This is a genomic window from Kushneria sp. AK178 (assembly GCF_053903105.1).
In genome coordinates, this window is the sequence record NZ_CP096381.1 from 2370215 (window position 1) to 2382543 (window position 12329).

10 protein-coding genes and 1 other RNA gene are annotated in these 12329 nt (G+C 64.3%); 8 read left to right on the forward strand and 3 right to left on the reverse strand.

Annotated features, from left to right (window positions below):
- Positions 1-13: 13 nt before the first annotated feature.
- Together dnaX and ffs are read right to left on the reverse strand one after the other, a co-directional pair.
- On the reverse strand, positions 14-2182 hold the full coding sequence (gene dnaX / locus M1D97_RS10880) for a DNA polymerase III subunit gamma/tau (protein WP_456267754.1): 2169 nt from the start codon (positions 2180-2182) through the stop codon (positions 14-16).
- A gap of 242 nt (positions 2183-2424) precedes the next feature.
- Positions 2425-2521, reverse strand: an RNA gene (ffs, locus tag M1D97_RS10885) — signal recognition particle sRNA small type.
- Positions 2522-2712: 191 nt separating this feature from the next.
- On the opposite strand from ffs, the gene M1D97_RS10890 reads away from it, so the two are divergent.
- The 4 genes from M1D97_RS10890 to M1D97_RS10905 all read left to right on the forward strand — a co-directional run bounded on the left by M1D97_RS10890 (position 2713) and on the right by M1D97_RS10905 (position 6691).
- Positions 2713-3381, forward strand: a complete 669-nt coding sequence (locus tag M1D97_RS10890) for a response regulator (RefSeq protein WP_456267755.1) — start codon at positions 2713-2715, stop codon at positions 3379-3381.
- Positions 3382-3384: 3 nt separating this feature from the next.
- Positions 3385-4752 carry a sensor histidine kinase gene (locus tag M1D97_RS10895; protein ID WP_456267756.1) on the forward strand — a complete coding sequence of 456 codons (1368 nt, stop codon included), beginning with the start codon at positions 3385-3387 and terminating at the stop codon, positions 4750-4752.
- Entirely contained in the window at positions 4752-5858 is a 1107-nt protein-coding gene (locus M1D97_RS10900) for an ABC transporter substrate-binding protein (RefSeq protein ID WP_456270213.1), read from the forward strand. The genes M1D97_RS10895 and M1D97_RS10900 overlap by 1 nt, the downstream gene beginning before the upstream one ends.
- A gap of 71 nt (positions 5859-5929) precedes the next feature.
- Positions 5930-6691 carry a TlyA family RNA methyltransferase gene (locus M1D97_RS10905; RefSeq protein ID WP_456270214.1) on the forward strand — a complete coding sequence of 254 codons (762 nt, stop codon included), beginning with the start codon at positions 5930-5932 and terminating at the stop codon, positions 6689-6691.
- A 6-nt stretch (positions 6692-6697) separates the two neighbouring features.
- On the opposite strand, the gene mscK is transcribed toward M1D97_RS10905, so the two are convergent.
- On the reverse strand, positions 6698-10096 hold the full coding sequence (gene mscK / locus M1D97_RS10910; RefSeq protein WP_456267757.1) for a mechanosensitive channel MscK: 3399 nt from the start codon (positions 10094-10096) through the stop codon (positions 6698-6700).
- A gap of 196 nt (positions 10097-10292) precedes the next feature.
- Between mscK and M1D97_RS10915 the strand changes: the two genes are divergently transcribed.
- From M1D97_RS10915 to M1D97_RS10930, 4 genes are all read left to right on the forward strand, one after another.
- Positions 10293-11198: a phospholipase A gene (locus tag M1D97_RS10915; protein ID WP_456267758.1), complete on the forward strand. Its 906-nt coding sequence runs from the start codon at positions 10293-10295 to the stop codon at positions 11196-11198.
- Between the two features lie 92 nt (positions 11199-11290).
- On the forward strand, positions 11291-11617 hold the full coding sequence (locus M1D97_RS10920; protein ID WP_456267759.1) for a DUF883 family protein: 327 nt from the start codon (positions 11291-11293) through the stop codon (positions 11615-11617).
- Positions 11618-11703: 86 nt separating this feature from the next.
- The gene (locus tag M1D97_RS10925; protein ID WP_456267760.1) at positions 11704-12042 is read left to right on the forward strand and encodes a phage holin family protein; all 339 of its coding nucleotides are present in this window, start codon (positions 11704-11706) and stop codon (positions 12040-12042) included.
- The gene (locus M1D97_RS10930) at positions 12029-12310 is read left to right on the forward strand and encodes a YqjK family protein (RefSeq protein WP_456267761.1); all 282 of its coding nucleotides are present in this window, start codon (positions 12029-12031) and stop codon (positions 12308-12310) included. The genes M1D97_RS10925 and M1D97_RS10930 overlap by 14 nt, the downstream gene beginning before the upstream one ends.
- Positions 12311-12329: the final 19 nt, after the last annotated feature.

Below are 12329 nucleotides of genomic sequence, written 5' to 3' on the forward strand. Positions count from 1 at the left end.
TCGATCAACATGGTCATCTACTGCCACCGGCATCGTCCTGCTCGAACGAGGTCACGCTGCGTTCCAGCAGGCGAGCACCGAAGACATCCTGCAGGGACTGAATATGCGGGTCATCCTGCAGGGCTTCAATGGCGCGCTGCAATCGCGCCTGCTCGAGGCGGGCACGGCGTCGCGCCGGCGTCTCGGTGTGCTCATCGATCTCCCCTACCTCGATGGTGACCCGTCGGGACAGGCCGCGCGCCGCCAGGGCCTTTTCAAGACGCTCGCGATGCACTTCGGCATTCATGGCGCTCTGGGAGTGATGCAGCCACATCCCGAGATGCGCCCCATCATCATGGTGCACAACGCAGTTGGCCACCAGGTTGGCGGTCATGCCGGACAGCCCGAGACCGGGAAAGAGCTCGAGCCAGCGCTGGTTGTCGAGCGGCGTGTGGTCCGCCTCGACCGGCAGGGCCCGGGGCGCCTCGAACGCCGTCTCGTCCTCGGCCGCTGTTTCCGGCGCCGGCGGCGCGGGCTCATCGGAGAGCCCATCCACCATGGCTTCCAGCGCACCGGCCTGAGCGGCGGCGTTCTCCCCCACCGCTTCATTCATGTACTCATCGAGCGCGTCGTCCTGCTCGTCTGCCGCCCCGGGCATCTCGCCGTCCGACTGCCCCGCATCACTCTCGGGTGCCGTTTCGAACAGTGCCTGATGCGTATCCGTCACCGCGGGTTCATCCGGCGTCACGACCGGCTGGACATCGTCGGCAGGAGCCGTCTCGCCCACTTCCTCGTGCAGCGCTTCACCGTAGGCAGCGCTTTCGGCCGCATCCGCCAGCGACACGGCAGCGTCACTGTCATCCCATGGCGGCGCCGGCTCGGGGACGGCCGGCTCCTCGGGGGGAGCCGGCTCGACAGGGGGCGGCTCATCAGCAACCGGTGCCGTGTCGGCGGCGGCCGAATCGCTTGCCACCGGAGCCTGTTCCCGAGGGGGCGCCTCTGCGGGCGCGGCCCCGTCCGGTGCAACCTGCGGCGGAGCCGCCGCATCGGCTGACGGCGACGACGTTGATGATGCACCACCGCGGATCGGCAGCGGCGTGCTCTCGGGGGCGGGCGCGCCCTGCGGGCGGAAGGCCAGCATGCGCAGCAGCGTCATCTCCAGCGCCGTCCGCGGCTCCGGCGCATGGTCCATGTCGCCACGGCCGTTGAGTGCAATCTGGTAGTAGAGCTGCACGTCTTCAGGGGTGAAGTGCGCGGCCAGTGCCACCAGCGCCTCGCGATCGCCCTGGGCGTTGTCCAGCGCCGCCGGCACCATCTGCGCGATCGCCAGCCGGTGAAAGACGCCGCACAGCGCATCGAGCACGCCGGCGAAATCCGGTCCCTGCTCGGCCAGATGCGCCACGCGCGCCAGTACATCCGACGCATCGCCGCCGGCCAGCGACTCGGCCAGCGCCAGGATCTGGCGATGATCGAGGGTGCCAAGCATCGCGATCACGTCGTGTTCGCGCACCTCGCCGTGGCCAAAGGCAATGGCTTGGTCGGTCAGCGACATGGCATCGCGCATGGAGCCGTCGGCAGCGCGGCCCAGCAGCCACAGCGCCGCGGTATCAAAGGCGGTCTGTTCCTGGGTCAGCACATGATCAAGGTGCTCGACGATGCGCTCGGGCGTCATGCGCTTGAGGGCAAACTGGAGACAGCGCGACAGCACCGTGATGGGCAGCTTTTGCGGGTCGGTGGTCGCCAGTAGGAACCTGACGTGCGGCGGCGGCTCTTCCAGTGTTTTCAACAGCGCATTGAAACTGTGCGCCGACAGCATGTGCACCTCGTCGATGAGATACACCTTGTAGCGCCCCTGGGTAGGCGCATACTGGACGTTGTCGAGCAGCTCCCGGGTATCCTCGACGCGGGTACGCGAGGCGGCATCCACCTCGATCAGATCCACAAAGCGGCCCTGGTCGATATCCTGACAGGTTCGGCACTGCCCGCACGGCTGTGAGGTGACGTCGGTTTCACAGTTCAGACACTTGGCCAGAATGCGGGCCAGGGTGGTCTTGCCCACCCCGCGCGTGCCGGTAAACAGATAGGCATGATGCAGTCGTCCCTGGTCAAGGGCATTGACCAGCGCCCGGCTGACATGCTCCTGCCCTATCAGCTCGTGAAATGTGCGCGGCCGCCATTTGCGGGCCAGTACCTGATAGCTCATGCAGCGCTATAGCCTGTAATCAAAGCGGTGGAGTGTCGACGCATGACAAGGGCGTCGATGGGATGGCCAGGCCGCCCATTCTATCGACCGGGCGCACGCGCGCCAATCAATCCCTGTTACCGGACAGAAGGATCCGCTCGGCAAGAGACACGGTCGGACGCAGTTCGACATGCGGACATTGGCCGCTATGGCATCGTTATCGGGAGATCATGCGGGAAAGTGCTTCAAGAGAGGGTGGCAACCCTCAACAGCCACATCCCGGCACACGCATCCATCACTACCGTTGCTCCCTTCCGGGCCTGGCGGGGTTCGCGATATCGCGTTGCGAGAGGACCATCGAGGGTCACCATTACTGAAGATCGAAGGGCGTTACCGGCCGGGCTGCGACCTGCCCCGATCAACCGAGCGCGCATCTTATCAGCGCCACCGGCCCATCGCAAGCCATGCCGCCACGGGATCGCAACCATCGTGAGGCGCGGGCCGTCCAGGGTAGACTGACGCCCTTTCCGTTTCGTCGCTGCGGAGCCTTCATGGCACTACTGCTCATCGAGGATGACGTGCTGCTGGCACAAACACTTGAAACACTGCTGCTCGATCATGATGAACAGCTGGCAGTCATGACGCGCGGTGATCATGCCTGTGAGCATCTCTCGAGCCCCCGACAGCTTGACCTGGTCATTCTGGATCTGAACCTGCCCCATCGCAGCGGTCTCGAGGTGCTGACCACGCTGCGTCAGCACGACATCCGAACCCCGGTGCTGATTCTGACGGCGCGCGCTTCGGTCGAGGATCGCGTGGCCGGTCTGGACCTGGGCGCCGATGACTATCTGACCAAGCCCTTTTCGCTCGACGAGTTCGAAGCGCGGGTACGCGCCCTGTTGCGCCGGGCGCGACCGGCGGTGTCCGAGACCCTCGCGCTGGGCCAGCTGACCCTGCACATGGCGACCCAGCGTCTCGAGCTGAACCACATGCCGCTGGCGCTGCCCGCCCGGGAGCAGCGCCTGCTGACCGCGCTGCTGCGCCATGGCGAGCAGATCATCAGCCGCGCCAAGCTGATGCTCGAGGCCTTTGGCGGCGACGACACCCTGGGCGATAACGCCCTGGAGGTCTACATCCATCGCCTGCGGCGGCGCCTCGACGGCAGCGATCTTCGCATTCGCACCGTGCGCGGCATGGGCTATCGCCTGGAGCGACACTGAGTCATGGCATCAGCGGCGAGCCTTCACCGTCGTCTGCTGGGCGGGCTCTCCCTGCTGCTGCTGTTGACCTGCATCCTGCTGCTGCTGCAGTCCTGGTACGGTGCACAGCGCAGTGCCGATCGCGCCCATGACCGTCTGCTGGCCTCGGCAGCCCGGGTCATGAGCGATCATGTCAGCTGGCGCGATGATCGCCTCTGGTTCGATGTGCCTGCCTCGGCGCTGGACATGCTGGCACCGCACGGCGATGAGCGGGTCTTCTATGCCCTCGTCGATCACGACGGTCATCCGGTCAGTGGCAATGCCGATCTGGCGGCACTGGTATCGTCCCTGCCCGCCCCCGGCACCTTTCAGGCCGGTCCGGCAGAGTCCGGGGACCTGTCGCTGCGGGTGGGGGCCCTGGGGGCACGTCTGACCGGCTGGCAGCACCGCGAGCCCTATACCCTGCTGGTGGCCCATACGCTGGAAGCGCGACGCGCCATGACGCTTGAGCTCTTTCGCGACAGCAGCCTGCGCCTGGCCGGCATCGTGGTAATGGCCGTGGCCGGGCTTTTAGCGACCCTGCGCCTGGCGCTGCGCCCGCTGAATCACCTGCGGACACGATTGAAGGCCCGCACGGCACACGATCTGGCCCCGCTCGATGTGACCGTGCCGCGCGAGCTCGAGGAGCTGCTTGCCGCGCTCAACGCTCTGCTGGCCCGCCAGCGTCAGGTGCGCATTCACGAACAGCGCTTCATCGGCGATGCCTCGCATCAGCTGCGCACGCCGCTGGCCGGCATCGCCGCCAGCGCCGAGCTGGCCCTTCGAAGCAGCGACACGCACCGCTGGCAGCAGGCCCTTCACGAGATTCAGGGCGGCACGCGCCGCGCCACCCGCCTGGCCGAGCAGCTGCTGTCGCTGACGCGTCTTGACTCGCCCGAAGCGCCCGTCAAGCGCGTGCCGATCGACCTCGAGACGCTGGCCCGCCACGTGCTGACACGCTCGCTGCCCGCCGCCGACAGCGGCGGTATCGACCTCGGGCTTGTCGACCCCTGCCCGGCCCTGATGATCAGCGGCAACGACTGGCAGATCGAAGAGGCCCTGGGCAATCTGATCGATAACGCCCTGCGCCATGCTCGCAGCCGGGTTACCGTGGGCATCGATGCCGCCCGCCGGGTGCTGTATGTCGAGGATGACGGCCCGGGCATCAGCGCCGAAGATCGAGCGGATGCCCTGCGGCCGTTTCATCGCTGTCAGGAACAGGGCACCGGCAGTGGCCTGGGACTGGCCATCGCTGATGGCGTGGCCCGGGCCCACGGCGGCCACATTGTCATGTATCACCGCTTTGACGGCCGTTTCGTGATCGGCCTGTCTCTGCCCGGAGAGACGTCGTGATGTCGAGGTATTTCAAGGCGCTGCAGCGACTCGTGACTGTCGGACTGCTGCTGGCACTCGCCGGACCGACCGTCGCCGGGGAAGTACCTCCGTCATCCCGGGATCATCTGCGTTTTCCCGGCAGTGGCAGCGAGCGGCTCAACATCCAGGGCGTGGCGGAAACCGATATTCTGCGTCCGGTACTCGAGGCCTTTCATCAGCGCCACCCGCAGATCACGCTGGACTATCGTGACGTCTCGCGTGGCGATCGGCGACAGCCCGGCCGGATTTCCCCCGACGTCGATCTTTTGATGTCCTCTGCCATGGCGCAGCAGTACCGGCTGGCCAATGCCGGCCTGGCCCGATCGCTGGGCGAGGGCGTCATCAATCCTGCCTGGCCGCAGCGCGCGCGCTGGCGCGATGAGCTGATCGGGCTGACCCATGAGCCGCTGGTGATGGTCTATCGCCGCGAACTCGCCGACATTGCCCCGCCCCCTGAAGATCATACGGGCCTGCTGGCGCTGCTGACGCAGCACAACGCGGCGCTCACGGGCCGCGTGGCCACCTATGATCCGGCACGAAGCCCGACCGGCTTCATGGCGGCAGCTCAGGATGTGGCCCGTTCGCAGGAGGCCTGGACGCTGTTCGAGGCCATGGGTGCCGCCGGAACGCAGCTGCTGGACACGACCGACGACATGCTCGAAGGGCTGATCGAGGGACGCTATCTGATCGGGTACAACCTGATCGGCTCCTACGCCCGTCGCGCCGTCAAGGCCCATCCCGAACTGGCGCTGCAGGTGCCCACCGACTATGCGCTGGCGCTGCAGCGGCTGGCCCTGATCCCGACCACTGCCCCACATCCTGAAACGGCCCGGCGCTTTCTGCGCTTTATCACCTCAAGCGAAGGCCAAGAGATCATGACCACCCGGACCCCGCTGGGCAGCCCGCTCTTGACGCAGGCCGACCCCGAGCAGCGCCGTGACTCGCTGGCGCCCATCCGGTTGACGCCGGGGCTGCTGGCACTGATCGACCCGCTCAAGCGCGAAGCGCTGCTGGATCACTGGCAGACAATCTTTACCGCCGGTGACGCGACTGTCCCGCAGGTCCCTGACGACGAGGTAGAATAAATGCCCTGAAGGGCCTGGCAACGAGGCAGGGCCCACTTCCCCTTGTATGGCAGGACAGGAACATGAGCAGGATGTTACGTGTCGATCAGCTGCTGGTCGCCCAGGCGCTGGTCCGGTCACGCACGCGCGCCCAGCGCCTGATTCGCCACGGCCGGGTACAGCTGATCAATGAGGGGCAACCACGCACCCTGACCCGGCCCGGCGAAAAGCTCCCGGAAGCGAGCCGCTTTCATGTGGTGGAAGACCCCGAGGAGCGCTACGTCTCGCGGGCGGGACTCAAGCTCGAGGCGCTGCTCGCGGCCACCGGCGTGATTCCCGAGGGACTTGCGTTTGTGGATGTCGGCCAGTCGACGGGCGGCTTTACCGACTGCCTGTTGCAGCACGGCGCCGCACGCGTCATCGGCATCGAGGTCGGCCACAACCAGCTCGATCCGCTTTTACGCGAGGATCCTCGCGTGCACTGTCTGGAGGGCGTCAATGCCCGCCAGCTACCGGTCGAGTCCATCATGGCACTGGCCCCCGATGGGCTGGCAGGCGCCGTGATGGACGTGTCGTTCATCTCCCAGACGCTGATTCTGCCTGAACTGGCGAAGCTGCTGCCGACCGGCGCGCACCTGCTCAGCCTCGTCAAACCCCAGTTCGAACTCTCCCCCGAGCAGATCGGCAGCGGCGGCATCGTGCGCGATGCGCGCCACTACACACAGGTCGAGACACGTCTGCGCACCTGTTGTGAGCAGACCGGGTTCACCCTGCACTTTTGGGGAGAGAGCCCGATTACCGGGGGTGACGGCAACCGGGAGTTCCTGCTGCACGCCACGCGCGATGCCTGCTGAGAATGCTCAGGGCAGCTCGCCGGGCGTGACGTCGCCCGGATCGCCATCATGGGCGCTGCTGGCATGGGGTGACGGGCGACCGTCCCGCGTGCCCTTCTGCTGCACCAGGCGCTTGTCGCCGTCTTCGTTGTGCAGCCACACATCCATCTGCTGGAACGCCACGCGCAGGCCGTTGGACCGGAACTCGGCATCGACCCGGCGGTTGATCTCATCGGTGACCACCAGCCGGTCGATCAGCTCATTGACGAACACCCGCAGCTCGAAGTTGAAGGCGTCCTGGCTATAGGCCATGCAGAACACCTGCGGCTCGGGGTCGGCCAGTACCTTAGGGTGCTCATCGGCAATGCGGCGCAGAATCCGGTGGGCCAGGTCGAGATCGGTGCCGTGCGCCACGCCGAAGGTCAGCACGACGCGCGTGATGTTGTCGGTCAGTGACCAGTTGATCAGCTGATCGGTCACGAAGGTCTTGTTGGGGATGATGATCTCCTTGCGATCAAAATCCGTGACCGTGGTGGCGCGGATGCGAATCCGGCTGACCGTACCGTGCAGATTGCCCAGCGTAATGGTGTCGCCGATCCGGATTGGCCGCTCGAACAGGATGATCAGACCCGAAATGAAGTTGGCAAAGATCTCCTGCAGGCCGAAACCCAGCCCCACCGACAGCGCCGCCACCAGCCACTGCAGCTTGTCCCAGGTTACGCCCAGCGTCCCCAGGGCGGCCACAATGCCGCTGCCGACAATGGTATAGGACAATAGTGACGTGACGGCGTAGGCGCTGCCCTGCTTGAGGTTGAGCCGGGAGAGCACCATGACCTCCAGCAGCCCCGGCAGGTTACGCGCCATGATCACCATCAGTCCGACGATGATCAGGGCGGTCATGACATCCGCCAGCGTCACCACATTGACGGCACCGCCCGCGGCCTCGCCCTCCTCGATCTGCCCGATATTGACGTTGTCGAGATAGGAGAGCACGCCCAGCAGATCGGCCCAGACCAGATACAGCACGCTGATGAAGATCAGAAACAGGATCAGCTTGGACAGACGCAGCGACTGCTGATTGACCTGCTCCATGTCCAGTGGTGGCTCCTCGATCAGGTCCACGCCGCTTTCGGCGGCGCCGTCACGCCCCTGGGCACGCCGGCGAGCGACGGCGCGGCGATAGGCCAGTCGCCGGGCGGCCACCGCGAGCCCGCGGACCACGCTGGCCTCGACCAGCAGCCACAGCGCCAGGATGTAGAGCGTCAGAATAAAGCGGCCACACAGGCGCAGCGCCGTGTATTCGTAGCCAGAGAGGATCATGCCGATCAGCGCCAGCGGCACCATGGCAAGCGCCACCCCCAGCAGCAGCCGGAAAAGGCGCACGCCCATCCAGGGCACGTGGGCCAGGATCAGGCGCAGCATGAACACGCTCATGGCCATCAGCCCCGCCAGCATGATCAGTAGTGCCAGTGGCTGCTCGGCCAGCCGGCTGTCGGCCTGCTCGGCGATGCCGGCCACCACGACCACCGGTGCCACGCTGCACCCCAGCCAGAAGATATTGCGCCGCAGCCGCTCGACGTAGGGCGCCGGCCAGTGAAAATGGCGCGTCGCCACCCCGTCGGGCACCAGCAGACGCCGGATGAGCCCGAAGACCTGCAGCGCCAGCGCCAGCTGCAACAGGGCCCGGCCCAGCGACACGGCGAATCCCTCCCCGCCCAGCCACAGGGCAATGCCCGCTGCCAGCAACAGCAGGGGCAGCGTCGAGGAGAGAATCAGGTTGAGCGCGATTGCCCGCGGCGTATGCAGCTGCGTATCCCGCTTGAGACGACCGATCTGATCGTGCAGCGCCAGCAGATAGGCCTTGATGCGACGGCGAAAGAAGGCCATCAGGGCGGCCACGATCAACAGCGGCAGGGCCAGCAGCGCTTGTGGTGAAGGCAGTGCCCGGAGCGACCCCAGGGTCTGAAGCCACTGCCCTGCCATCAGCTGCTGCCCGAGACGGTCCGGCAGCTCCCGGAGCCAGGACAGGCCCAGCGGCTGCCCGTTGGCGACCCAGAACAGCTGCTCTTCGATGGTATCGCGTACCGAGCGGCTGATCTCCAGAAGCTGTTGCTGGTTGAGCTGGACATCGATGGCCCGGCTCAGCAGATTGCCATACTCCCGATCCAGCTGATCGAGCAGATCACGACGCATCTCGAACGTCTGCAGCAGCGCCCGACGGGCCCGGGGCGGCAGTGGCTCTTCTCCTTCAAGATGCGTCTCGATATAGCGCGACGGGTTGGCCAGCGCCTGACGGGACTGTCCGACATCAAACTGGCGCAGGCGCAGATCACCGATCTCTTCCTGCAGACTGCGCTGATTGTCGACCTCCGGCAGCGCCCCGCGCTGCTGACGCAGCACGCGTGACAGCAACAGACTGCCCCGCAGGGCCTCGATCTGCTCGTTGAGCGTGCGCTCGACCTGGCGCACCTGCTCGAGCCGGGCGCGGGTATTGATGCCATTCCGGATCATCGTGTTGGCGCGATCAGTGGTCCGCAAAAGCTCCCGGGCCAGAACTCGATTCTGCGATCGCGCGTCATCCACGACCGGATTACTGATCCGATCGTGGTCACCCATGTGAGCCGCCTCGGCGATGGCCTGTTCGGAGGCGTCGCGCCGCTTTTGATTGATGGCTTCCTGCAGCACCAGCAGGGCGTTCTGATTGATCTCGATCTGACGCGCCAACAGCTCTCGATGCACCTGATTAACGTCACGCAGTATCGTGCTGTTGGCCAGCTGACGCTGCCCCAGCTCGATGCGGGCATCCAGCAGCGCCATGCGGACATTGACCAGCTGACGCCGTTCGCTGCTCGGCGCACGGCCATCACCTGCCTCCAGCGAGTCGCTGAGCCCTTGCTGCTCGCGTCGCGCCTCGCTGATGGTGGCCTGCACCCGTTCCGGCAGGGTCTGGGCACTGATCAGGGCCCGTGTGACATCACTGAGCTGCTCCTGCTGACGCTTGAGCGCCTCGACGGTAGTGCCCAGTCGCTGCTCGAGCTGCTCGAGCGAGCCATTGGCCAGCGCTTCGCTGTCCAGCGTCTGGTCACTCTCCAGTCCCTGCAATCGATTCTGATACTCACGCCGCTGCCGGTCGGCCTGATTGACCCGTTCCTCGAGCGCGGCGCGTTCCTGCTGCGTGTTTTCCAGCGCCTCGAGGGCGTCACGCGTTTTGTTCAGTGTTTCCAGTGCCTGCTGGTCGGCCGCACTCCGGGGATCATTGCTTTCGATCCGGCTGATCTGCTCATCGATGGACTGGCGAGAGGGCATGCCCTGCTCGCCGGCCAGCGCCGGGGAAGCCATCAACCACAGCATTACCATCATCAACAACAGCATGCTCCGATACATCGAAGCCTTGACGGGTGTTACCACGCTGGCCATACCCCACATGGATGAACATCTCTGGATTAGAACTTTTTGCGCAGACATAATATCGCGCTACCAGAAAATAACTAAAACACTTCCCGGAACGGCCGATAATCACGGCCATCCCGGCAGGACCTGCTTCCCTTCTTATCGGGCATGCCGAATTCAGGGCGCCATGATAAGCTCATCACGACGCCTGTCACCTCTGGAATGGACCACTATGACTCATCGTGTTCAACGTCTGTTGCTGGCGCTGCTGCCATGCACGCTGATGATCACTTCTCCGGTACATGCCGATAGCGGCAGTGACGGTACGACCGGCAACGAGCGCGACCGACAGGCACTGGAACGACAGGCCATGATGAACCCCGTGGCCATTACGGTGTACAAGCGCAACTATCTGATGCCCTACACCTACAACAGCCGCCCCAACGCCGAGAACTTCAGGGAAATCGATGAGGCCGGCGTCGACCGCGGCGAAGTCAAGTTCCAGTTCAGCGTCAAGGTGGGGATTCTCGACGACATCTTTGGCGATAATGGCGATCTCTATTTTGCCTATACCCAGCGCTCGTGGTGGCAGGCCTACAACGCCGATGCCTCCTCACCCTTTCGCGAAACCAACTATGAGCCGGAAGTCTTTATAAGCTTCGATAACGACTGGGATGTGGGCGGCTGGAACAACACGGCCAACCGGGTCGGATTATTGCATCAATCCAACGGTCGCTCCGATCCGCTGTCGCGCAGCTGGAACCGCATCTATCTGGACAGTATCTGGCAGCGGGGTAATCTGACCCTGTCAGTGGCGCCCTTCTGGCGCATTCCGGAATCCAGCAGCAATGACGACAATCCGGATATCGAGGATTATGTCGGCTATGCCGATATTACAATGAGCTATCTGTTCGACAATCAGCACGAAATTACGCTGCTGGCCCGCGGCAATCCTGCCGAAGGGCATTTCGGCAGTCAGCTGGATTACTCCTTCCCGCTTCACGGCAAGATCCGGGGGCTGGTGCAGTATTACGAGGGCTACGGTGAAAGCATGATCGATTACAATCACTACAATCGTCGCCTCGGCATCGGCTTTTCCCTCAACACCTCATTTCTGGGCATACCGGACACCATGTAAGGCGTTAATCCGCGCATAATTCTTTACATTGAAGCCGACGCCCAGACTGCTATGATGGTGACGCAACCTTATTGTCAACGGAGGGACATCGCATGGCCATGAAGCCTGTCAGGGGTAATGAAAACGATAGCCAGGAGCAACTGCGCGAGGATCTGCGCCAACTCTCCAGCACGATCGAGGAGTTGATGCATGCCACCGCCGATGACTCTCGTGAAAACGTGGCCCGCCTTCGTGAACGTGCAGAAGCGAGGCTTGTAGAAACCCGGGAGCGCCTGTCGGCCAGCGGCGAACGCGTTCGCCATCAGGCACAGGACAGCATGGAGTGTGCTGACCAGTACGTCCGCGACAATCCCTGGAAAAGCGTCGGCTACGGCGCGGCCATGGGTGTCGTGGTAGGCCTGATTCTCGGTCGCAGCTGATGTCTTCCGGTAGCGGCCCAGCCGAACGTGTCATTCAGGCTGCGCGGCGTCTTCTGAGAAGCCTTCTTGATACTGGCGAGACGCGCTTGCGTCTCGCCGTTGTCGAGCTTCAGGAAGAACGCGCCAGGCTCTTTTCGCTGCTTTTGCTGTCGGGCGTCGCTCTGCTGCTGTTTGCCTTTGGCATCGGCATGCTGATGCTGCTGATTATTGTCGCCTTCTGGCAGGACCACCGTCTGATGGCCATCGGCATTGCAGCCGCAGTGCTGATTGTATCGGGTCTTCTGGTATCGCTACGTGTGCGCGCCATCTCGCGTGAACCAAGTCTTTTGCGTTCCACGCTTGCTCGCTTTAGTGAAGACAAGGAACTGCTGGATCAAACGCGTATCGACCACACCCGTGTGGGAGAACGGCATGAAGAAAGATGAACTGGCAGTCCGACGCCACCGCTTTGAACAGCGCATCATGCAGGAGCGCCTGGAGATCGCGGGTGGCGTGCGCGACTGGCGCAACGCCACCGCTCCGATCGATCAGGGGTGGCAGCAGATGGCCCGCTACAAGGGACCGATCCTGCTGGGATCGGGACTTCTCGTTACCCTGCTGTCACGCAACAAGGGTCGAGTGGGCAGGCTGTTCAAGCGCGCCGTTGTCGTCTACACAATGGGGCGGCGTGCCAAAAAGATGATCGGCCGCTAGTACGATCACTCCCCGGCCG

What these genes read in the sequence shown, in the direction of transcription:
- M1D97_RS10920 (WP_456267759.1), top strand. Translation starts at nt 11,291, where the DNA reads ATGGCCATGAAGCCTGTCAGGGGTAATGAAAACGATAGCCAGGAGCAA.
- M1D97_RS10900 (WP_456270213.1), top strand. Translation starts at nt 4,752, where the DNA reads ATGTCGAGGTATTTCAAGGCGCTGCAGCGACTCGTGACTGTCGGACTG.
- M1D97_RS10930 (WP_456267761.1), top strand. Translation starts at nt 12,029, where the DNA reads ATGAAGAAAGATGAACTGGCAGTCCGACGCCACCGCTTTGAACAGCGC.
- M1D97_RS10895 (WP_456267756.1), top strand. Translation starts at nt 3,385, where the DNA reads ATGGCATCAGCGGCGAGCCTTCACCGTCGTCTGCTGGGCGGGCTCTCC.
- dnaX (WP_456267754.1), bottom strand. Translation starts at nt 2,182, where the DNA reads ATGAGCTATCAGGTACTGGCCCGCAAATGGCGGCCGCGCACATTTCAC.
- mscK (WP_456267757.1), bottom strand. Translation starts at nt 10,096, where the DNA reads ATGTGGGGTATGGCCAGCGTGGTAACACCCGTCAAGGCTTCGATGTAT.
- M1D97_RS10890 (WP_456267755.1), top strand. Translation starts at nt 2,713, where the DNA reads ATGGCACTACTGCTCATCGAGGATGACGTGCTGCTGGCACAAACACTT.
- M1D97_RS10905 (WP_456270214.1), top strand. Translation starts at nt 5,930, where the DNA reads ATGTTACGTGTCGATCAGCTGCTGGTCGCCCAGGCGCTGGTCCGGTCA.
- M1D97_RS10915 (WP_456267758.1), top strand. Translation starts at nt 10,293, where the DNA reads ATGACTCATCGTGTTCAACGTCTGTTGCTGGCGCTGCTGCCATGCACG.